Genomic DNA, 22,901 nt, shown 5'->3' on the forward strand with positions numbered 1-22,901 from the left:
TATTATCAAATCGCCTTAGAAAAATAGGAAAATCCAAATGAAGACTAACGTACTTCCCGAAGATATCGAGCTTGCCGCAGCGCCCCCCTCCTCATGGCGGCTGTTTGTCGCAACGTTCTGTCGCAACCGAGGCGCCGTGCTTGGCCTACTGGTATTAGTGCTCATGGTCATAGTGGCACTGCTTGCGCCCAGCATTGCACCACATGACCCTTACGAGCTATTTACAGGAAAAGAGCAGCTCCCACCGTCGTTTATGAGTGGCGGCGATGCCATGTTCTTTTTAGGCACCGATGATGCCGGCCGTGATACATTGTCTCGGGTGATGTATGGCGCTCGCTATTCATTATTTATCGGCCTAAGTGCCACAACTTTGGCCATGATTACTGGCATCAGCCTAGGCCTTAGCGCCGCCTTTTGGCCCAAAGTTTGGGGTAAGGCTGTGATGCTTGTTAACGATATTTTGATGTCGTATCCAAGCTTATTATTGGCCATTATCATTGCGGCCATTTTAGGTCCAAACATGACCAATACCATCATCACCATTGCCTTGGTGTGTACCCCGCCTTTTATTCGTTTGACCCGAGCCACTGCCATGGTCGAATTGCAACGAGAATACTTCACAGCCTCTAAGGTGATGGGCGCTGGCGTACTTAGGCTATTATTTATCACGATTTTGCCTAATTGTATGGCGCCGCTTATTGTGCAGGCCACCATGATATTCTCCTCAGCCATTTTAGAAGCTGGCGCAATTGGATTTTTGGGCTTTGGCGTACAGCCGCCAGACGCAGAATGGGGTGCAATGCTGGGTACCGCTCGTCAATACATTCAAAGCAATGTGTGGCTTGCCATTTGGCCCGGTTTGGCTATTTTCTTAGCCGCTTTATCTATTAACTTAACCGGAGATGGGCTACGTGATGCTCTTGATCCTAAACTAAAGCAGGTGAGCTAATGACAACTTTAAATTCTAATCCTGCCACCTCAACGCTTAGCTCTGATCACCTTGTGAACACCCAAAATGAGGCCACTGGCCAACACGCTGCACCGCTGCTTTTGGATATTGAAAACTTATCTGTCACCTTCGGTAAAGGCGCGCGCGCTTTTCGTGCCGTTGATGATGTATCACTGCAGTTAAGACAAGGTGAGGTATTGGCCGTCGTCGGTGAATCTGGCTCTGGTAAATCAGTAACCATGATGGCTTTAATGGGCTTATTGCCTTCAAGCGCCACTGTGGCTGCCAACAAAATGGACTTCGATGGCCAGCACATGCTGAGCTTATCAGGACGTGAGCGGCGCAAAATTATTGGTAAAGACATCTCCATGATTTTCCAAAATGCCATGTCTTGCCTAAACCCCAGCTTCACGGTTGAATATCAATTGGCAGAAGTATTAAAAACCCATTTAGGCCTCAAAGGTGACGCTGCCCGTCAGCGTATTTTAGAGCTGTTAGAGTTGGTTGAAATTCCTGATGCCAAAAACAGACTATCGGTATATCCGCACCAATTATCAGGCGGTATGAGTCAGCGCATAATGATTGCTATGGCACTGGCTTGTGAGCCTAAGCTATTGATCGCCGATGAGCCCACTACCGCACTAGATGTGACCGTACAGGCGCAAATCATGGACCTGCTCGCCCGACTACAACGTGAAAAGCAGATGGCTATGGTGTTAATCACTCATGACCTAGGACTGGTGGCACAAAATGCCCGCGACGTGGCGGTTATGTATGCCGGTCAAATGGTAGAGACCAACAGGGTACCTGAGATATTTGATCAACCCTCACACCCTTATACTGAGGCGCTTTTACAAGCCATTCCTGAGCTTGCCATAGGCCAAGAGCGTTTAAACAGCTTACCGGGTGTGGTACCCAGTCAATATGACCGTCCCAAAGGCTGTTTGCTCTCACCGCGCTGCCCTTATAAGCAAGACAAGTGTGATGTGCCGCCGCCTATCCTACCGACCCCCAATGGTCTGGTTAGATGCATACAGACGGATTTTCCAGCCCGTACCTCTACCCGTTTTTCAAACCCCTCTTCTGAATCAATGGGGAGCGCACTATGATGACTGATGCAACTTCCACCGCTACTACGGCAAGCGTGAATACACAAGCCAAAATAGTGCTGAAAGCCGACAACCTGCACAAGCACTATCCAGTCTCGCAAGGTATTGGGAAACCCAAGGGTTATGTCAAGGCCTTAAATGGTATCTCCTTTGAGCTGCAGGCCGGCAAAACCTTGGCCGTGGTGGGTGAATCTGGCTGCGGCAAATCAACCCTTGCCCGACAATTGACCCTAATTGAGCAGCCCACTGAAGGTGAGCTATACATCAATGGTGAGGGCACCACCCGTTATAGTCGCCGCGAGCTAAAACAGCTTCGTACCGAAATCCAGATGGTGTTCCAAAACCCTTATGGCAGCTTAAACCCTCGCCATACCATTGGCTATCAGCTAACCGAACCGCTGGATATTCATACCAAATTGTCTGCTAGCGAGAAAAAAGAGCGGGTCCACCAAATGATGCGTCTGGTGGGGCTGCGTCCTGAGCACGCCGGCCGCTATCCGCATATGTTCTCAGGTGGCCAGCGTCAACGTATTGCTCTGGCACGGGCGATGATGCTCAATCCAAAGATTGTGGTGGCCGATGAGCCCACCTCAGCACTAGATGTCTCTATTCAAGCGCAGGTATTAAACCTGTTTATGGATTTGCAAGATGAGTATCAGACCGCCTATGTGTTTATCTCACATGACTTATCTGTGGTCCGCCATATCGCCGACGACTTGATGGTGATGTATTTAGGTAAAGTGGTCGAGCACGGCCCCAAAGAAGCCATTTATAATGATCCCCAGCACCCTTATACCATTGCTTTATTATCGGCGGCACCCAGTATCGGTGAAGCCAAAAAAGAGCTTAAATTACAAGGTGAGCTGCCCAGCCCTCTAAACCCACCTTCAGGCTGTGCCCTCCACAAGCGCTGCCCTTACGCCACAGCCCAATGTAGCCAAGTAGAGCCTGAGCTGCGTGAATGGAGAGGACGCTTGGTGTCTTGTATCCGTTTAGAGGAGATTTATGGCTAGACCATCAGCCATTGACTTCGGATTTTTTATAAAAAAAGCTCTGTCAATTTGACAGAGCTTTTTAGTATTGTGTTAAAAGCATTGGATTTTACGAGAAGCTAAATGAGTTTGTTATCTTTTAACCACTGAATATTCATCTCTTTTACAGCAACGATTTCAGCATCCATATAGGCTTTACTCTTGCCAGGATTTTTTGACATCGAGTATAAGTACAATAAGATACCAAATAACGTCCAGCCTAGGAAGATGACCCATTCAACACCAGTCAAGGCAGAAGGCATACCGGGTAAGTATAAGAATAATAGCCCCAAGCTTAATACGATAGTAATCAGACCCACCAATTTGCCCGCAGGTACTCTAAAAGGTCTTACCATATTAGGCTCGCGATAACGCAATACTAAGAAGGAGATGGCAACGCAGGTATAGGCAATCACAATACCAAAACCGCCAGCATCCACGATCCAAACCAACATTTTACGGCCGAATAAAGGGGCAAAGGTTGCTAGACCACCGATGAGTAAGATAGCATTTACCGGGGTATTATACTTGGGATGCAGCTTGGCTAAAAAGCTTGGTAGCATGTGTGATTTTGCCATGGCAAATAGTAACCGGCTGCCACCCACTAAGAAGGCGTTCCAACTGGATAAAATACCCAATACACCGCCCATGACCAGTAAGACACCAGCCCATTTTCCGCCCCAAGCATTGGTCATGGCATCGGCTGTGGCAAGCGTTGAGTTTTGCGCTTCGATTAAAGGCAATGTTTTACCCACACTCCATGCCACGCCAGCGTACCAAGCCACGGCAACTACCAAAGATACCAATAAAAATATGCCAATTTTGGGCCGAGTCAAATCAATCTCTTCTGCTGCCTGAGGAATAACGTCAAAGCCGACGAACATAAAAGGCACCATGACAATAACCGCCATAATACCACCTATACCACCAATAAAGGCTGGTGCCTGTACCGCAGTAGATTCAGCAGGACTATATAAAATGGCACCTAATATTAATAAAGTACCCACAAATAAGATGCCGCCTACGGCAAGTTTTTGGAACCAAGCACTGACTTCCATACCGCGGATATTTAGCCATGTTACCAATATAGAGCCCAACATACCCACAGCTGCCCATGAGGCATAGACATCCCAGCCGGCCACATTCCATAACAAACCTTGGTTAAAATTTGGAATGAGGTATTCAATAACGGTTGGCAAGGCAACCGCTTCAAAGGCCACTACCGACAGATAACCAAATAAGATACTCCATGAGCAGATAAAGGAGACATGCACCCCAAGCGCCCTATGAGTATAAGTATGCTCCCCGCCAGTGATGGGCATGGAAGCTGCCAGCTCGGCATAAGCAAAGCCAATAAAGATAACCGCAAGACCACCAATTAAAAAGGCCAGCACTGCACCCCAGATGCCAGCCGAAATAACCCAGCCACCAGCCAACACAACCCAGCCCCAACCTACCATGGCACCGAAGGCCAAAGCAATAATATCAAATCGCCCTAAAGACTTTTTCAATCCAGACATATCAACTCCCTGATTATCTGATTATTTAAGTGCCCCAATGCCCCTCACTTTTACATGACGGGCGTTGAAGTCATTATTTATTATAAAAAATTAAGCGTAAGTGCTTTTATCCCATTACAAAGCCGCTTTAATAATCTCAAGACCCTCTTGCAACACGTCATCAGAGACAGTCAAAGGCACCATCACACGAATGGCGTTACCATGACGGCCACATGACGCCAATAGAAGACCTTTTTCAAAGGCATTGGCACGCAGCTTGGCCGTGGCTTCAGCGTCTGGCTTACCTTGAGCATCCACTATATCAAAGGCCAGCATAGCGCCCTTATGGCGGATATTGGCAATTTTTGGATTATCTAGTGCCGCTAAGAAGCTGGCAATGGTATCGCCAATCACTTTACTGCGCTCAAGCAGACCCTCTTCTTCAATCACTTCGATGACTGCCAAAGCAGCCACACAAGCCAATGGGTTACCCGAATAAGTACCACCCAATCCACCAGGCTGTGGTGCATCCATAATGTCAGCACGGCCAATCACAGCTGAAATAGGATACCCACCAGCCAAGCTCTTAGCGCTGGTCATTAAGTCAGGCTCAACACCCAGTTGCTCCGTTGCAAATAAAGTGCCAGTACGACCAAAACAGGTCTGTACTTCATCAAAGATCAGCACAATACCGTGCTCATCACAGATCTTACGTAGCGCCTTAGCAAATGAGGGGGTAACTTGATGGAAGCCGCCTTCGCCTTGAACCGGCTCTATAATCATGGCTGCCACATCGCTTGGGTGAATAGAAGCTTGGAAAATCATCTCAATACTTTCAAGCGCTTGTGCCTCTGTCACTCCAAGCTCTGGTGCTGGAAATAACGCATGGTGAATGGAGGCTGGCATAGGACCAAAGTTGTTTTTGTAAGGTACCACCTTACCGGTAAGCCCCATACACATATGAGTGCGGCCATGCCAGCCACCGACAAAGGAGATAACGCCGTGACGACCGGTGTGTGCACGGGCAATTTTCATGGTGTTTTCAACCGCTTCAGCGCCCGTGGTAAAAAACACAGCCTTTTTATCACCGCTGATAGGGGCAAGTTCACACAACTTCTCAGCCAGACTCACATAGCTTTCATAGTTCATGATTTGGGCAGCGGTATGAGTGAATTTATCCAACTGCTCACGCACACGCTCAGTGATTTTTGGATGATTATGGCCAGTGTTTAGTACCGATATACCACCGATAAAGTCGATATAACGATTGCCTTCAACATCCCATACCTCTGAATTTTTGGCCGTCTCGGCAAAGACTGGGAAAGCCACGCCTAAGCCTTTAGGTAATACTTTGGTACGGCGCTCTAGTAATGACTGATTGGTTAGCTTGCTCATATCTACATCCTTTGTATCAAATTTAATGCCTGTGCATTTGGGAAAATATTAAGTGGATTATCCCACTTAGGTTACCAACTTGTAGCTGGGGAGGTATCCCCTGTTATGATCAATAGTTGACCGTTTTTTAAATCAAAGATAGTTAGCCCAGCTCTTGGGCCCAGTATTTAGTGACGACATATTCATCTATGCCATATTTAGAGCCTTCACGGCCAAATCCAGATTGCTTAACGCCACCAAAGGGTGCAACCTCTGTCGATAAGATGCCTGTGTTTTGACCCACCATGCCATAATCTAGCCCTTCACAGACGCGCCATGAACGGGCCAGGTCATTGCTATAAAAATAGGCAGCCAAGCCATAAATAGTGTCATTGGCATGCTTGATAACTTCTGCTTCATCACTGAAAGTAAAGATGGTACTGATTGGCCCAAAAATCTCTTCGTGAGCAATGTCCATATCTGCTGTGATGTCACTAATTACTGTCGGGTTCATGGTCAAGGGTGAGATATCATTCACATCACCCCCAGCCAGTAAGCTTGCGCCTTTATCTAACGCATCTTGTAATAAAGCGGTGACCTTATCTAGGGCGCCTTGGTTGATTAAAGGACCGATATCTACCCCCTCTTTTAGACCATCACCTATCGATAATTGGGCGACTTTTTGTAGATAAATGGCCAAAAACTGCTCTTTGATACTGTCTTGTACATAAATGCGGTTGGCACAGACACAGGTCTGACCGGCATTGCGGTATTTGGCTGCGATTAAGCCATCGGCCGCTTTTTCAAGATCGGCATCATCAAAGACGATAAAGGGTGCGTTACCGCCCAGCTCCAAAGACAGTTTTTTGATGGTGGGCGCACATTGTGCCATTAAGGTACGGCCCACCTCTGTTGAGCCGGTAAAAGACAATTTGTGCACGCGGTGGTCTTGCGTTAATACCCCGCCCACGACAGAGGACTTGCCAGTGACAATTTGTAGCACACCTTTTGGAATACCCGCTTGCAGCGCAAGCTCGCCTAATGCCAGTGCAGATAACGGGGTCTCAGTGGCAGGCTTTACAATCATGGTACAGCCGGCCGCTAAGGCAGGTGCCGCTTTGCGGGTAATCATGGCTGAGGGGAAGTTCCAAGGCGTGATGGCTGCGCAGACACCCACCGGCTGCTTTAGAACTGTAATACGCTGAGTGCTTTTGGTAGAGGGAATGACATCGCCATACACACGCTTGCCTTCTTCAGCAAACCAGCGAATAAAGCTGTTGGCATAGGTAATCTCGCCACGAGACTCTTTTAAGGGCTTACCCTGCTCAGCGGTCATTAATACCGCCAAGTCTTCGTGATTGTCATCAATCAGATCGGCCCATTTATGTAATAACTTGCCCCGCTCAGCTGCGGTAAGAGCAGCCCAAGCCACTTGAGCAGCTTCAGCATCAGTGACAGCTTGCTCAACTTGAGCTTGAGTTAGACTTGGCACAGTGCCGATCTGTTGGTTATTAAAGGGATTGGTCACCGCAATTTGGCTACCATCTTGGGCATCTACCCAGCCTTCGCCCAGTAGACAATGTGATTTTAATAATGCAGGATTTTTTAAACTTAACATAAAGACCTTCCTTGTCGCTTTGGGTAGCCAAGCTAGATGCTTGTGAGGGCAAACTGGCTACTTAATTAAATATCTATTTCATCAAGTGAATACCTATGCCTTCAAGACACAGTGTATGAGAATTTCCCTACTCTTCTTGGTTCAGTATATTGAATTTGTATTTCATATACAGGATGATTTATTATAGGTTTAGTTTCCTTTAAATTGCAACCAAAAATTACATATAATTAGCCCTATTTTTATTGGTGAGTTATTGCCATCCGTATCCCTTTCAAATTAAATAACGACTCATCGTTACATACTTTCAATGACATATTGTCATCCCGCTCATTGAGCCGAGTAAGCTTGGATTACTTGAGTATTAAATAGGAAAATTCGACTTGAAAGACAATACCTCTAAGCCCTCTGTTAGCGTACCTGCCATAGATAAAATGTGCCTTATTTTGGATCTGATTACAGAAGCCAATTACCCGCTTACCTCAGCTGAAATCGCGTCGCAATTGTCACTTCCCAAAAGTAGCACCCACAATATCTTGCAAAGTCTATTGGCCAAGCATTTGGTGTTTAAAGACCGTGACAACCGTTTTCATTTGGGGTCTTATCTGTTGTACTGGGCTGGCAAGTATGAAAAGCAGCACAGTATTATTGATGTCTTTCACGAGGTCATTGTCAATCACCCCACGCTATTGCAGCACACGGTGACCTTATCGAAGATTGATGGCAAGGAGGTGGTATTTTTAGCCTGCCATGAGTCGCCCGCCCCACTAGGTTTTACCTTTCGCTCAGGGGTGCGAGTGCCTGCGCCTTTTTCTGCCACTGGCAAAGCCATGTTATCCACTTATGACAATAGCACCATAACTCAGCTGTTTGAACAGCAGATGCCGGCGCCATATACCTCAAGAAGTGTGCAGCAATTAGATGTGCTACTTAAAGAGTTGCAGCAGGTGCGTGATACCGGCATCTCACTTGATGATGGTCAGCTGCGAGAGGGTATGTATTGTCTGGGAACCTGTGTGGTCGATACGGAAGGACAGCCGATTGCTGGTATGGCCATCAGCTTCGTTAAAGAGGAGTATGAAAAACAGCGCGAGGGCGTCAGCCAAGCCTTACTGGCCTTGGCCAAAGACATCTCCCAGCGCCTTGGCATCAGCAGCCACTAATTCATTGCGCCAATAGCCAGCGCTTATGTGTTGACAGGCATGGACGCAGATATTTTGTCTACACGATATTCTGAGCCCGCAGCTGCTGTATCTTCTCATCGCTAAGTCCCATGCTATGTAATACCGCCTCAGTATCTGCGCCTAGCGCCGGCGGAGCACTATGGTAGCTCACCGGCGTCCCAGAGAGCTTTATCGGACTGCCTAAAGCGCGCACCGGACTACCCTCGAAGCTGACAATCATATCGCGAGCCTGCACCTGCGGCATTGCCAGTGCCTCAGTGACATTATGAATAGGACCGCAAGGCACACCGGCTTGCTGCAGCAGCTGTAGCCACTGCTCACGGGTTTTGGTCTTAAATACCGCTGTGAGTACTTGCTGTAAGCTTTCGCGGTTTTGCACTCGAGCAGGGTTAGTGCTATATCGGTGGTCTTCATGCAGTGCTATTCCAATGACATCACACACTTTGGCAAATTGGCTGTCATTGCCACACGCCAAGATAAAGTGACTGTCATCAGCGGTAGCATATACTTGATAAGGCGTAATATTAGGATGGGCATTTCCCAATCTAGGCGGCGTCTTGCCTGAAGCCAAGTGATTCATACCGATATTGGCCAGCATCGCAATGGCACTATCGAGCAAGGCGACATCCACATGCTGTCCTTCACCTGTATTGGCACGCGCCAAAAGCGCTGCTTGAATGCCCACAGTCAGCTGCAAGCCTGCGAACAAATCCACCACAGCCACGCCCACTTTGTGCGGCTCTCCACCGCTTGGGCCTGTGATGCTCATCAGCCCTGATAAGCCTTGAATGATATAGTCATATCCAGGTTTATGTGCCTCAGGCCCTGTCTGCCCAAAGCCGGTCAAGGAGGCATAAATCAGTCGATGATTGAGCGCTTTTAATGACTCATAATCTAGCCCGTATTTTTTTAACCCACCCACTTTGAAGTTCTCTACCAGCACATCACTGTCTTTTGCCAGCGCTTTAATCAGCTGCTGTCCCTCTGCTGTGGTGATGTCCACGGTGATTGACTTCTTATTGCGGTTGACAGTGGCAAAGTAGGCGGCGGTCTGCTCCCCTGTCTGCTCATCAGTGAAGCTTGGCGGATTCCAGTGCCGAGTTTCATCTCCAACCACAGGGCGCTCTACCTTGATAACCTCAGCACCTAAGTCTGCAAGCATTTGGGTACTAGACGGCCCTGCCAGCACTCGAGATAAATCCAAAACCTTAATACCGCTTAAGGCCTGTATGTTTTGCTCTGTGCGTCCTGACTCAGTTGATTCATTATGTAACATATCATCCCTTATCTCTGTTTTGGCGATAAAAAAAGCCGCCCTAAGTGGAGAGTGCTCCGCTAATGACAGCCGAAACAAAACCCTGCTTATGGCGGCCATTGCCTTCCATGTCTACTGCTATAAAATTATCTAACCAAAAGCTTGAATACCCGTCTGAGCACGGCCTAGAATAAGGGCATGTACGTCATGAGTGCCTTCATAAGTATTCACGGCCTCTAAGTTCATAACATGGCGAATCACATGGAATTCATCACTGATGCCATTACCGCCGTGCATATCACGTGCCACACGAGCAATATTGAGTGCCTTACCACAGTTGTTGCGCTTAATCAGAGAAATCATCTCAGGCGCCGCATTGTGCTCATCCATCAAGCGCCCTACTCGCAGCGCAGCTTGCAAGCCTAGAGCAATTTCAGTTTGCATATCGGCAAGCTTTAGCTGCACCAATTGAGTGGCGGCTAAAGGACGGTTAAACTGTTTGCGATCTAGGGTATATTGGCGGGCCGCTTTCCAGCAAAACTCAGCTGCGCCCATTGAGCCCCAAGCAATGCCATAACGTGCTTTGTTTAGGCAACCAAACGGCCCTTTTAGACCACGAATGTCTGGAAAAGCATTTTCTTCAGGGACAAACACATCATCCATCACGATTTCACCAGTGATAGAGGCGCGCAGCGAGAATTTACCTTCAATTTTAGGTGCTGATAAGCCTTTCATGCCTTTTTCTAATACAAAGCCGCGGATTTCACCCTCATCATCTTTGGCCCATACCACGAAGACATCGGCAATCGGACTGTTAGTAATCCACATTTTGCTGCCTTTAAGTTGATAGCCACCATCTACTTTTTTGGCACGAGTTTTCATTGAGCCAGGATCTGAGCCAGCGTCAGGTTCGGTTAAGCCAAAGCAGCCCACATACTCACCTGTTGCCAGTTTGGGCAGGTACTTTTCTTTTTGTGCCTCTGTGCCGTATGCCCAGATGGGATGCATCACTAGGCTTGACTGCACACTCATGGCGGAGCGGTAGCCTGAGTCAACTGCCTCTACTTCCTTGGCAATAACACCATAAGCCACACTCGATAAGCCGGCACAACCATACCCGTCAATGGTAACGCCAAGCAGACCCAGCTCGCCCATTTGACGCATGATATTGCGGTCAAAATTCTCATGACGGTTGGCCTGTAAAATTCCTGGCATAAGCTCGCTTTGACAGAAATCATGCGCCGATCTTTGCACCATCTGCTCTTCTTCTGTGAGTTGGTCATGTAATAAAAAAGGATCTGACCATTCAAAAGTAGGTCTGTGGGTGGCGTGGGCATTACTTGACATAACGAACTCCTTGTTTTTATCAACTGTCATTTATACAAATGGGCTTATTAAGAGTGCGAAATAAAAAAGCTAGATTACTTTACTTAAAGCTGCTAAACTTAATATGTTCCGCATAGTGAAACTGTGTTTCATTTAATGGATTAATTAAAACAGAATTGATTAAGTAAGTAAAGCAGTTTTGACAGCCATCGACTAAACAACTAATTATGTGTTTTATTATCAATGGTTTAACTGCTATTTAAAATAAATATAAGCGGCGATGACTACCTTATGACACACCCTAAAAAGCAACCAAATGGCTTAAATATAGCTACTGCCTCAGATCAGTCTGGCAGCGATCATGACCCACGCTTTTATAAAGAAACAGTATCTAATAAAGACATAGCATCTTTACCGACCCTAAAACCATCAGCAAATATTGGTCTACTTGACAGCCTCAGCCGCAGTTTAGAGCATGCCAAAATAACGGATGACAAGGCCTTTATTACAGCACTTGGACGAGGACTGCTGTTGCTAAGTGCCTTTGAAGATGAGCAAGAGCTGACCCATCAGAGGCTGTGTGATAAGACCGCTTTGCCTAAAGCCACTGTCAGCCGCCTATTGCATACGTTGCAGCAGTTAAACTTTATCAAGCGCAATAGCAATGACAGCTATAAGCTTGGCAAAAACCTGCTCAAATTAAGCAGCAGTGTCTGGCAAGGGCAAGATATCGTTGAAGAGGCGATGCCGTTACTGCGAGAGTTTGCACTCACTCATCAGGTGTCGGTCAATATTGCGACCGAAGATGAGGGCGAGATGCGTTATGTGGCGTGTTATCGCAGTCCAGCACGATTGGCGGTGAATCTGTCAGTGGGGTCAACGGTGCCACTTGAGAAGACGGCTTTAGGGCGGGCTTATTATGCTGCGATGACGCCATCTATGCAGCAGCAAGTGATAGATACTCTGCCCTATGCTGATGACTCTGAGCAAAAACTTGTGGCAATAAATAGGCTTAATCAGGCAGCTGATTTTTATCACCAGCACGGCTACAGCTTGTCCGATGGGGAGTATTCACCCGATATCTTGGCAGTGGCAATGCCGCTATACGACAGCATTCAGGGTAAATACACTCACGCCTTAAATGCCAGTGTTCCAAGGGCACTGTGGGAGGCCGACAGCTATATCAGTTATATTGTGCCGCACCTACAGGCTTTGGCCAAACAGATTGAGTCATTGTAAACAAAAGGGTTTTATTTTATTGATGATAAAAAAAGAGTTGCCAGACATGTCTGACAACTCTTTTTTATTCAGTCAGTAAAAGCTTATTTAACTAAGCTGTTTACCGCCTCTACCACAGCTTCAGTAGTGATACCGAACTCTTTGTACAGCTCGCCTGCAGGGGCTGACTCACCATAAGTGGTCATGCCAATCACTTTACCATCAAGACCCACAAACTTAAACCAATAGTCCACATGTGCAGCTTCTACTGCAACGCGAGCACGAATGCTTGATGGTAATACTGCCTCACGATAGTCGCTGTCTTGCGCAGTAAATACTTCAGCACAAGGCATAGACACCACGCGCACACCCACACCGTTTGCCGTTAATGTCTGGTATGCGTCCATCGCTAAGCTCACCTCTGAGCCTGTCGCAATGATAATGGCCTGAAGCTCAGACTGCTCTTTGGCCAGCACGTAACCCCCTTTAGCAATATTGGCCACTTGCTCGCTATCGCGTGCTTGGTGCGGCAAGTTTTGGCGGCTAAAGATCAGCGCAGATGGGTTGTTCTTAGCTTTTAGTGCTTCTGCCCAGGCCGTGGCCGACTCTGCGGTATCACAAGGACGCCATGTATGCAGATTTGGTGTGGTGCGTAGGCTGGTCAACTGCTCCACAGGCTGATGCGTAGGACCATCTTCACCCAGACCGATTGAGTCATGCGTATACACATGGATAACACGCTGTTTCATTAACGCGCCCATACGTACCGCATTGCGGGCATATTCCATAAACATTAAGAAAGTAGCAACGTAAGGAATAAAGCCGCCGTGTAACGCAATACCGTTAGCAATCGCGGTCATACCAAATTCACGCACACCGTAATAGATGTAGTTACCATCAGCATCAGTTTCAATACCTTTAGCATCTTTGAACAAAGTCAAGTTAGACCCTGCTAAGTCTGCTGACCCCCCCATAATCTCTGGCAGTAGTGGCTGGAAAGCATTAATAGCATTGAAGCTGGCTTTACGGCTGGCGACGTTCTCACCTTGCTCTTGGCACTGCTGGATGTATGCTTTGGCTTTTTGCTCAAAGTCGCTTGGCAAGTCACCGCTTAGACGACGTTGTAGCTCCTCAGCAAGCACTGGGTAGGCTTTTTTATAGGCTTCAAAATCCGCTTCCCAGTTTTTCTGCTGAGCCTCACCTTTGGCTTTAGCATCCCAAGCTTGATACACTTCTTCATCGATTTCAAAAGGAGCGTGTGCCCAAGCAAGCTCACCACGAGCCAATACGATTTCATCATCGCCCAGTGGCGCGCCATGGCTTGAGGCTTTGCCTTGTTTGTTGGGGCTACCCACACCAATAATGGTTTTACAGATGATTAAGCTGGGTTTACTGGTTTCAGCAATCGCTTGTTCCGTGGCTTTGGTAATAGCATCCGCGTCATGGCCATCAACCTTAATCACTTGCCAGCCATAGCTCTCAAAGCGCATTTGCGTATCGTCAGTGAACCAGCCTTCTACGTTACCATCAATTGAGATGCCGTTGTCATCATAGAAGAATACCAACTTGCCCAAGCCCAAAGTGCCAGCAAGTGAGGCCACTTCATGGCTAATGCCTTCCATCAGACAGCCATCGCCTAAGAATGCATAGGTGTGGTGATCAATGATGTTGTGACCGTCACGGTTGAACTGAGCGGCCAATGTTTTTTCGGCAATAGCAAAGCCCACAGCATTGGCAATACCTTGACCCAATGGACCGGTCGTGGTTTCAACACCTGGCGTATAGCCAAACTCTGGGTGACCTGGGGTTTTTGAATGCAACTGACGGAAGTTTTTTAAATCATCAATGCTAACGTCATAACCCGTTAAATGCAGTAGCGAGTAAATCAACATTGAGCCATGACCATTTGATAACACGAAGCGGTCACGGTTTGGCCAATTTGGATCGGTTGGGTTGTGCTTTAAAAATTTACGCCACAATACTTCTGCAATATCTGCCATGCCCATCGGTGCGCCCGGATGCCCTGAGTTGGCTTTTTGAACCGCATCAAAAGAAAGCACACGAATGGCGTTAGCTAGTTTGCGTTCAGATATAGGTGTTGACATAAAAAATCCTAGGTTTTGGTGGTCTATTAAAACGAAAGGTTAATAGTGAGAGGAAAAACGACTAAAAATAAGCAATAAAAAAACAAACGACTTAGCATCCTGTCACTCCTATGAATGGCAGGATGTCTCAAATTATACCAATAAAGTTGTCTTAGGCTGAAATAATCTCAGCACCGCCCATATAAGGACGCAGTACTTCTGGAATGGTGATGCTGCCATCCGCGTTTTGATGGTTTTCCATAATCGCCAATAAGGTGCGGCCCACAGCAAGCCCAGAGCCATTTAGGGTGTGCACAAGTTCAGTTTTTTTGCCTTCTTTTACACGGGTACCCATGCGGCGGGCTTGGAAGTCACCACAGTTTGAACAGCTTGAGATTTCACGGTAGGTATCTTGGCTAGGTACCCACACTTCGATGTCATAAGTACGCAGGGCGCTAAACCCCATATCGCCAGTACACAACTTAACCACCCGATACGGCAGCTGTAATTGCTGCAAGATATACTCAGCTTGGCCAGTCATTTGCTCAAGCAGTTCATCAGATTGTGCAGCGGTAGCGATATTGACCATTTCCACCTTTTCAAACTGATGCTGACGGATAAGGCCACGGGTGTCACGACCATGCGAGCCGGCCTCACTTCTAAAGCAAGGGGTATGTGCGGTAAATTTTAGCGGCAGCTCACTGGCATCTAGACGCTCACCACGTACCAAGTTGGTCATAGGCACTTCAGCGGTTGGGATCAGATAAAATCCCATTGCTTCATTGTTGGTGTGGTTGGTCAGCTTAAATAAATCTTCTTCAAATTTTGGCAGCTGGCCAGTACCCTCTAAGCTATCTGAGTTGACAATATATGGGACATAACACTCGGTATAACCGTATTTTACGGTATGCGTGTTGAGCATAAACTGGATAAGGGCGCGGTGTAATTGTGCCAATTGACCCTTTAATACGCTAAAGCGGCTACCCGTTAGCTTAGCAGCAGCAGCGAAGTCTAATTGACCCAAAGCCTCGCCTAAGTCGCTGTGTTCTTGGACCTTAAAGTCGAACTGACGCGGCGTGCCCCATTTACGCACTTCAACGTTATCCTCTTCAGAGCTGCCCTCTGGCACGTCATCGGCTGGAATATTTGGGATTTGTAATGCCGCTTGATTAATCTTGTCTTGTAGCGCTTTTAGCGACTCTTCAGCCTGTTTCATCTCGCTGCTGATATTTTGCATCTCAGCCAGTAGCTCAGTGGCATCTTCCCCATTTTTCTTGAGCACACCCACTTGCTTAGCCCCAGCATTACGCTTGGCCTGTAAGTCTTCGGTGATCACCTGAAGCGATTTGCGCTGCGACTCCATCTGTTGCCAAAAATCCACATCCAGCTCATAGCCACGCTTGGCAAGCTTCTGTTTTAGCTCAGTTAAATCTTGGCGTAATAACTTAGGATCAATCATGCAACACCTTTTTTAGGAGATTAAGAGAGTAAGGTGACTATCATACCAAGACCGAGCATTTTTGACCACGTTTAAAGCGCTCTATGCACCCAATTAACCGATAAAAATCTGCTTTTTTGGTTTTTTTGACCCACCCTAGCCTATTTTTCGCCCACTGATTTTGACCACGCTTCAATCTAAAACATCCCTCTTATCGTCTTAGGCTATTTTTTGAGTACTTAAATCCGCCGATTACGTACTTACATCTTTGAATAAAAATTACAAGCACAGCTTGGGTTAAAAGTTTCAATTGCCCCCAGTTTTCGGTAAGATAGCAGGGTATCTATGACAGCTAGGCTTTGGTCTAAAAAAAGTCATACTCCTTTTATTATTATTTTGCCCAATTAACATCCTATTCGAGTAATTATATGGCTCTCTACCCTTACACGCTGCAACCTGTTGACATTAATTTGACTGAAGATGAATTTCAACAAGCACAATTTGAGTTGTTTGAAAAAAGTAATCCCTCATTTGGCCTAAATAGCATCAAACTCAAAGAGTGGATTGTGATGGCACTGGTGGTCATCGCAGCCGTTGCCGGCTTGGTTTTTGTAAAAGGCTACTCAACATTTATCTTCTACCTGATGTTAGTGCTGGTCGTGGTATATCTGCTGGTGCGTACTGTCGGTATGAAATGGTATGTCAAACGCGAGTTTGAAAAACAAATGGCCGAACAAGAAATGCCAGAGGAAATGAAGCAGTTAAAATTGGGCGTGCAAAAACACGGTCTGGTTATGGCAATGCCAGCACCTAATGCCGGTATTCAGCCCAATATGTCAAAGGCAATGCGCGGCATGCAAATGCGTGCAGCATCCACTCAGCAAGCTGTCATTCCTTGGAGTGCTGTCAAGAGCTGGGAGGAGACGGATGATTATATCTTTATGTTATTTGAAATGCAGGGGCAGCAAGGCAGTCAGATTATCCCAAAACGTCTGCAAGCACAAAAGTTCCCGATTGACACTGTACGCACGCACCTATTAGAAGTCATTCCTCAAAAAGGGTTAAATCCTGTGGCTTTAGGTCAGCAGTAGCAACAGCAGATAACGTCTATTATCGTTAATCATAGCTTAATTAGCCTCTATTGGTCATGGACTAATTAATGCCTTAAGGCGGCCTTCTGGCTGCCTTTTTTATTGCCATTTTTAGCAGCCATTTATAGCGCATTGCCTGGTTCATTTTTTAGGTCATGCCTAAGTTTATATTTGTAAAAAACCCTTAACTTAATCTAGATTTTTGATTATGCTATAAACGTTTATTCACTATAACCATTAAGGATATAACACCACACCGCTATGGTTTTATAAAACCTATCAACACTATTAAAACGTTTCATTTAACTAATACATTTAACTTTGCTACTATTAACAGTACGGAATAGGAGCGCTTCTAGCCTCTTTCATTTGGACTTCGCTGTCGTTGTTTATAGCAAGTCATTTATAGAAAGTCACCTCAAAGCTAAGATAGCTTAGAGCAGTCTTTCAACAATTAAAATTTAATCACTTAACACTCACAAAAAAAAGGATAATAACTATGACTACCAATCAAATCGGCCTAGAAAAAAAAGACATGTCAGCTGTCATCGATAAACTAAACAATCTATTGTCAAGCTACCATGTATTTTATATTAATGTGCGTGGCTACCACTGGAACGTAAAAGGCGAGCACTTCTTCTCACTACATCAAAAATTTGAAGAGCTATATACCAGCTTACAACTTCAAATCGACGAAATCGCTGAACGTGTATTAACTCTAGGCGGCACGCCACTACATGCCTATAGCGACTTTGCTCAGCACAGCAGCATCAAAGAGCACAAAAACGTCTTTAACGGCAAAGAATGCGTTAAAGGTCTGGTAAGTGGTTTACAAGAGCTTATTGAAGAGCAGCGCCAAGTATCTGCAGTAGCAGAAGAAGCTGAAGACCAAGGTACCGCTGATTTAGTGGATGAGTATGTACAGCAGCAAGAAAAACTGGTTTGGATGTATAACGCTTTCTTAGGCTAACTCACTGTCTAGACTAAGCTAGTGTGTCACTTGGTGACAAGCCAGTTTTACTAACACCAAAATCCCCGCTCACTGAGCGGGGATTTTGGTTATCTAATGACAAGAATCTTCTTGTTAACAGGCCTTACATTAAGAAGAAGTAGGCCCAGCAGGCCACGACAATAGAGGCAACGATATTTAAAACCAGACCAACCCGCACCATCTCAGATTGCTTGATCAGGCCGGTACCAAATACAATGGCGTTTGGCGGTGTGGCAACAGGCAACATAAAGGCACACGAGGCACCAATACCGATAATAAGGACGAGCACTTCTTTTGGCAGACCCATTTGCTCAGCAATGGCCACAAACACAGGGACCAGTAGTGCCGCCGAAGCGGTGTTCGAAGCAAACTCCGTTAAAAAGATAATAAAGGCAGAAACCGCCAGCAACACTAGGAATAGAGGTGTGGTCATTAGTGCCTGTGCGACGGTTTCCCCCATGACTAGTGAGGCGCCTGAGGTTTTTAAAACGTTAGATAATGCAATACCGCCCCCAAATAGCATGAGCACGCCCCAGTCGGTATTATCGGATACTTGTTTCCAAGATACCAACCCTAAGCTGACCACAGCCACCGCTGCCGACAAGGCAATAATAGAATCCATGTCACTAATATCTAGCATCTCACCTAACTTATTACCAAATATCCATGATAAAGCGGTGACTAAGAATACAATAATAGTAATGACTCTAGGCTTAGTCCAAGGAATATCAGGCTGATCTACGCTACTGATACGCACATTAAGATTGGGCTTTAACACCAGATACATAGCACCTAATAACAGAGGCGTCAAAATAAAGGTAATGGGTAAACCAAACTTCATCCAATCTACAAAAGAGATGTCTAAAGCTTTGGCCGCAATGGCGTTCGGCGGTGACCCCACAATGGTTCCTAGACCACCCAAACTTGCCGAATAAGCGATACCTAACAGGACAAACACGAAGGTGCCACGGTCTTTTTGACGATCCACTTGGGATAGCATACCAATGGCCAGCGGTAACATCATCGCCGCAGTTGCAGTATTTGAAATCCACATAGATAGCATCGCTGTGGCAATGAATATAAGCACTACTGCGTTGCCTAAACGCCCACCGGACATTGAGATTAAACCCAAAGCAATTTTTTCATCCAGCTTTTGTACATGCAGTGCCGCAGCCAATGCAAAGCCACCAAAGAACAGATAAATGGTGGGATTAGCAAAGCTTGATAAAGCAGTTTTGGTATCAAACTCAGGAATACCAATGGCGACCCCAACGATCACTACTAAAATGGCTGTGATGGTCACATGCAGCGCTTCGGTTAGCCATAAAATACCAATAAATACCAATAGGCTCAGACCCTTATTAACGTTGGCTTCAAAAGGCAATACATTAAATAGCATCACGCTAATAAGAGCAGCAATCGCTGTGATAACCAGTCCCTTTACGGTGCCTTTAGGAAAGGTATCGGTAAATAGATACTCATTGCCATCATGGGGCAGATGCCCATCTAAGGCATCGTTGGGCCCTTTGGGCGTAATATTCGGATCGGACATAAAATCTCCTTATAAATGTAAGCCCAAATGTGTCATTACGGGCAAAAGAGTAATCGTGGTAATAAATCACTCAAATATCAAAAATACAATAGTTAAATGGCGTAGGCAAAAATAAGCGGCTATAAAAAAACAAGGCACTCATAACAAAAAATAATAGGTTAATTGTTGCTAAATATTTCTATATAGCTACTATTATAGCTAAGTGTATAAGAATTGAAAAAAAATTTATATAGGCTTGACGATTAACGGCTTTGTTATAACAAAAAGCGCAGGTTAATTTGCCCATTAAGGACAGGCTACTTGGATTTCATAAGCTTAAAATATAGTCAATATTAGGATGCCCTGTGACTTCTCATTCCAACACCTCATCTATCGGACACCAGTCCCAACATGATTGGGCACAAGGATTCAAAAAAAGCATACCTGTCGCCATGGGGTACTTACCTGCCGGTATAGCCTTTGGCGTATTAGCTCAAGTGGCAGGCCTTCCTTTTTGGGCCACCATCATGTTAAGTGTGCTGCTTTATGCCGGTGCCGCTCAATATGCTTGCCTGCCTATGCTCAGTGCCGGTATGCCCATTGGTAGTATGGCCACCAACATTGCCGCCATTAATTTGCGTCACGTCTTTTATGGCATGCCCCTATTACAATCTTTGCCCGATAACAAGCTGGCCAAAACTTACTGTCTGTTTGCGCTTACCGACGAGACCTTCTCCGTCATGACCAGCTTGCCTCAACCCTTGCGCAAAACTTTAATGCTACCTATTAGCCTTTTTAACCAAAGCTGGTGGGTAGTAGCAGGTGGCATCGGCTTCATACTCGGCGGCACCCTAAGCGACTTAATCCCCAATTTGGATTTTGCGTTGGTGTGCTTATTTGCCATCTTGGCCTATGAACAGTTTCAAAGCATCAAACGCTATTTTCCTATTGGCATTGCCATCTTATCTTTAATCATTGCCTCGCAATTTACCAGCAGCTGGGTACTGTTAATGGCCATTACGCTGTGTATGTTATTTATCTTAGTACGCGGATTTTGGGCAGCGCAGCACCCCCCCGAAATAACCCATAAAAAAGGAGATGGCCATGAGCAGTAGCTATCTGATTTTTGCCACGTTAGCGATGGCCGGGGTGACCTTTATCACTCGGGCGCTGCCTGCATTAATTCCTAGACGGCTGCTGGACACACCTTGGCTGCATAGACTCAATGAAAGCTTGCCGCTATCGGTGATGGTATTGCTGATTTTAACCAGCTTATCTTATCAGGATATTTCAGCCAAAACTGGGCTGCACAGTGGCGAGCTACACCTACTTTTGGCACAAATTGGTGCATTAATATTGGTGCTGCTGGTATATCACATCAGTCGTCAATTGTTGGTGAGCATGGTAGTAGGCATCGCTGCTGTCAATGGGCTGCTACGGTTATTTGCACACCTTTTAAGCTAATATTTGGCTATATTCCAAAGCTTTTTAGGTCAACTGTTAGCGTTTATTTGTCCCTAATTCGGCTCCTATTTGGCCTCATACAATCTGTCGCCATAGCCAATTATAAGTTATCTATTTTCTATATAAGCCATTGATACATAACCTTTATCTATCATGGTAATCAAAACCTTTTATTCAGCTTAATTATTTTTTTAACTGTGCTATGGTATAAGGCTTAACTTGTTTAAGATCTCTTTTTAGGATGATATACGTATGACTGTCTCTACTCGTCAAGAAAGCGACCTTCTGGGCAATCGTGATATTCCCGCTGATGCTTATTATGGCATTCAAACCCTACGTGCCTTTGAAAACTTCCCCATCAGCGGTGTGCGCTTGCACCAATTTGCCCCATTTATCAGAGCCTTTGCTACCGTAAAAAAAGCGGCAGCCATTACCAACCATAAAGTAGGCGTATTGGATGAGAAAATCAAAGATGCCATCTGCGCCGCTTGTGATGACTTAATTGCAGACAAATACCACGATCAATTTATTATTGATATGTTCCAAGGCGGTGCTGGTACCTCAACCAACATGAACGTTAATGAGGTAATTGCCAACCGTGCGTTAGAGATTATGGGTCACAACAAAGGCGAGTATCAGTATTTACATCCGAATAACCACGTGAACCTGTCACAATCGACCAACGACTCCTACCCCACCGCCTTAAAGCTGGCACTAGATCACTACTGTGAACGCTTACTTGCTAAGATGGACATCCTGCTTGAGAGCTTCTTAAATAAAAAGCAAGCCTTAGGCGACCGCTTAAAGATGGGACGCACTCACTTACAAGATGCTGTGCCAATGACAGCGGGACAAGAGTTCAATGCCTTTGCCACCATGATTAAGGCTGAAAAAAAGCGCATTGAGCAAGTGCGGGAGCTGTTGTATGAGATTAACATGGGTGCCACTGCCATCGGTACCGGCATTAATGCGCCATCTAATTATCCTGAAACCTGTGCTGAGGTTCTAAGGCAGCTTACGGGTAAACCCTATTACACCTCAGATGACTTAGTGCAAGCCACCCAAGATACCAGTGTCTATGTCGCACTATCAGGTAACTTGCGCCTACTCGCTACCCGGTTATCAAAGATTGCCAATGACATTCGCTTGCAATCTTCTGGACCGCGCGCCGGCCTAGGACAATACCGCATTCCGCAAATGCAGCCTGGTAGCTCTATCATGCCTGGTAAGGTTAACCCTGTCATTCCAGAAGTGGTCAACCAAGCGTGTTTTCATGTGATGGGTATTGACCACACCATTGCTATGGCATCAGAGGCGGGACAATTGCAGTTGAACGTGTTTGAACCTGTGATGGCGTTCAACTTATTCACCGGCCTATCTATGATGGGTAATATCTGTGAAACCTTTGCGACTCGCTGTATCGATGGTATTGAGATGAATGAAGATTATTGTCGTCAGCAAGTGCTGAGCAATATTGGTCTGGTCACAGCGCTTAACCCGCATTTGGGCTATGAAGTTTCGACAAGAATTGCCAAAAAGGCGCAAGAAAGTGGCGGCAGTGTGTACAACATAGTACTAGAAGAAAAACTGTTAGATCAGTCCACACTTGATGAGATTATCTCACCTGAAAACATGGTGTATCCGCTGCTCAAAAATAAAGCTTAAATCGATTCTGCAACAACAGGCACAAAAAGGCAGATTATCTATTGATAATCTGCCTTTTTTTAAGTAGCCTATTTTAC

18 protein-coding genes are annotated in these 22,901 nt (G+C 46.0%); 10 read left to right on the forward strand and 8 right to left on the reverse strand.

From position 1 onward, the window contains the following. Positions 1 to 37: 37 nt before the first annotated feature. The 3 genes from DLE54_RS07005 to DLE54_RS07015 are packed head-to-tail and all read left to right on the forward strand — an operon-like array spanning position 38 to position 3,071. Complete coding sequence (locus tag DLE54_RS07005) at positions 38 to 949, forward strand: ABC transporter permease (RefSeq protein ID WP_011960750.1); 912 nt, start codon at positions 38 to 40, stop codon at positions 947 to 949. Further along, positions 949 to 2,058, forward strand: a complete 1,110-nt coding sequence (locus tag DLE54_RS07010) for an ABC transporter ATP-binding protein (RefSeq protein ID WP_197708885.1) — start codon at positions 949 to 951, stop codon at positions 2,056 to 2,058. The genes DLE54_RS07005 and DLE54_RS07010 overlap by 1 nt, the downstream gene beginning before the upstream one ends. Further along, positions 2,055 to 3,071 carry a peptide ABC transporter ATP-binding protein gene (locus tag DLE54_RS07015; RefSeq protein WP_319922120.1) on the forward strand — a complete coding sequence of 339 codons (1,017 nt, stop codon included), beginning with the start codon at positions 2,055 to 2,057 and terminating at the stop codon, positions 3,069 to 3,071. The genes DLE54_RS07010 and DLE54_RS07015 overlap by 4 nt, the downstream gene beginning before the upstream one ends. A 98-nt stretch (positions 3,072 to 3,169) precedes the next feature. Here DLE54_RS07015 and DLE54_RS07020 read toward each other — a convergent pair whose 3' ends face one another. The 3 genes from DLE54_RS07020 to DLE54_RS07030 form a co-directional block, all read right to left on the reverse strand. After that, complete coding sequence (locus DLE54_RS07020; protein ID WP_110816702.1) at positions 3,170 to 4,609, reverse strand: APC family permease; 1,440 nt, start codon at positions 4,607 to 4,609, stop codon at positions 3,170 to 3,172. A 114-nt stretch (positions 4,610 to 4,723) separates the two neighbouring features. Then, positions 4,724 to 5,983, reverse strand: a complete 1,260-nt coding sequence (gene gabT / locus DLE54_RS07025) for a 4-aminobutyrate--2-oxoglutarate transaminase (protein ID WP_110816703.1) — start codon at positions 5,981 to 5,983, stop codon at positions 4,724 to 4,726. A 142-nt stretch (positions 5,984 to 6,125) separates the two neighbouring features. Beyond that, positions 6,126 to 7,580 carry an NAD-dependent succinate-semialdehyde dehydrogenase gene (locus tag DLE54_RS07030; protein WP_011960755.1) on the reverse strand — a complete coding sequence of 485 codons (1,455 nt, stop codon included), beginning with the start codon at positions 7,578 to 7,580 and terminating at the stop codon, positions 6,126 to 6,128. A gap of 380 nt (positions 7,581 to 7,960) precedes the next feature. On the opposite strand from DLE54_RS07030, the gene DLE54_RS07035 reads away from it, so the two are divergent. Beyond that, entirely contained in the window at positions 7,961 to 8,740 is a 780-nt protein-coding gene (locus tag DLE54_RS07035) for an IclR family transcriptional regulator (protein ID WP_227535005.1), read from the forward strand. A gap of 58 nt (positions 8,741 to 8,798) precedes the next feature. Here the strand turns inward: DLE54_RS07035 and DLE54_RS07040 are convergent, their stop codons facing one another. Both DLE54_RS07040 and DLE54_RS07045 read right to left on the reverse strand, forming a co-directional pair. Further along, entirely contained in the window at positions 8,799 to 9,992 is a 1,194-nt protein-coding gene (locus tag DLE54_RS07040) for a CaiB/BaiF CoA transferase family protein (protein WP_264755978.1), read from the reverse strand. Between the two features lie 174 nt (positions 9,993 to 10,166). Further along, complete coding sequence (locus DLE54_RS07045) at positions 10,167 to 11,363, reverse strand: acyl-CoA dehydrogenase (RefSeq protein WP_110816705.1); 1,197 nt, start codon at positions 11,361 to 11,363, stop codon at positions 10,167 to 10,169. A gap of 270 nt (positions 11,364 to 11,633) precedes the next feature. On the opposite strand from DLE54_RS07045, the gene DLE54_RS07050 reads away from it, so the two are divergent. After that, positions 11,634 to 12,581, forward strand: a complete 948-nt coding sequence (locus DLE54_RS07050) for an IclR family transcriptional regulator (protein ID WP_110816706.1) — start codon at positions 11,634 to 11,636, stop codon at positions 12,579 to 12,581. An 83-nt stretch (positions 12,582 to 12,664) separates the two neighbouring features. Here the strand turns inward: DLE54_RS07050 and tkt are convergent, their stop codons facing one another. Together tkt and serS are read right to left on the reverse strand one after the other, a co-directional pair. Next, positions 12,665 to 14,665 carry a transketolase gene (tkt, locus tag DLE54_RS07055; protein ID WP_110816707.1) on the reverse strand — a complete coding sequence of 667 codons (2,001 nt, stop codon included), beginning with the start codon at positions 14,663 to 14,665 and terminating at the stop codon, positions 12,665 to 12,667. Positions 14,666 to 14,816: 151 nt separating this feature from the next. Then, complete coding sequence (gene serS, locus DLE54_RS07060; RefSeq protein ID WP_110816708.1) at positions 14,817 to 16,103, reverse strand: serine--tRNA ligase; 1,287 nt, start codon at positions 16,101 to 16,103, stop codon at positions 14,817 to 14,819. A gap of 407 nt (positions 16,104 to 16,510) precedes the next feature. On the opposite strand from serS, the gene DLE54_RS07065 reads away from it, so the two are divergent. Both DLE54_RS07065 and DLE54_RS07070 read left to right on the forward strand, forming a co-directional pair. Further along, on the forward strand, positions 16,511 to 17,173 hold the full coding sequence (locus DLE54_RS07065; protein WP_011960762.1) for a YcxB family protein: 663 nt from the start codon (positions 16,511 to 16,513) through the stop codon (positions 17,171 to 17,173). Positions 17,174 to 17,672: 499 nt separating this feature from the next. Further along, a complete protein-coding gene (locus DLE54_RS07070; protein WP_011960763.1) occupies positions 17,673 to 18,143 on the forward strand; it encodes a Dps family protein in 471 nt (156 codons plus the stop codon). A gap of 124 nt (positions 18,144 to 18,267) precedes the next feature. On the opposite strand, the gene DLE54_RS07075 is transcribed toward DLE54_RS07070, so the two are convergent. Beyond that, the gene (locus tag DLE54_RS07075; RefSeq protein WP_110816709.1) at positions 18,268 to 19,716 is read right to left on the reverse strand and encodes an SLC13 family permease; all 1,449 of its coding nucleotides are present in this window, start codon (positions 19,714 to 19,716) and stop codon (positions 18,268 to 18,270) included. A 344-nt stretch (positions 19,717 to 20,060) separates the two neighbouring features. Here DLE54_RS07075 and DLE54_RS07080 point away from each other — a divergent pair, with 344 nt between their 5' ends. The 3 genes from DLE54_RS07080 (at position 20,061) to DLE54_RS07090 (ending at position 22,824) form a co-directional block, all read left to right on the forward strand. Beyond that, complete coding sequence (locus DLE54_RS07080) at positions 20,061 to 20,810, forward strand: AzlC family ABC transporter permease (RefSeq protein ID WP_110816710.1); 750 nt, start codon at positions 20,061 to 20,063, stop codon at positions 20,808 to 20,810. Beyond that, the gene (locus DLE54_RS07085) at positions 20,800 to 21,159 is read left to right on the forward strand and encodes an AzlD domain-containing protein (RefSeq protein WP_011960766.1); all 360 of its coding nucleotides are present in this window, start codon (positions 20,800 to 20,802) and stop codon (positions 21,157 to 21,159) included. The genes DLE54_RS07080 and DLE54_RS07085 overlap by 11 nt, the downstream gene beginning before the upstream one ends. A gap of 252 nt (positions 21,160 to 21,411) precedes the next feature. Beyond that, positions 21,412 to 22,824, forward strand: a complete 1,413-nt coding sequence (locus tag DLE54_RS07090; RefSeq protein WP_110816711.1) for an aspartate ammonia-lyase — start codon at positions 21,412 to 21,414, stop codon at positions 22,822 to 22,824. Positions 22,825 to 22,901 lie beyond the last annotated feature (77 nt).

Origin of the sequence: Psychrobacter sp. YP14 (genome assembly GCF_003209315.1) — a bacterium.
In the GTDB taxonomy this organism is placed as follows: Bacteria; Pseudomonadota; Gammaproteobacteria; order Pseudomonadales; family Moraxellaceae; genus Psychrobacter; species Psychrobacter raelei.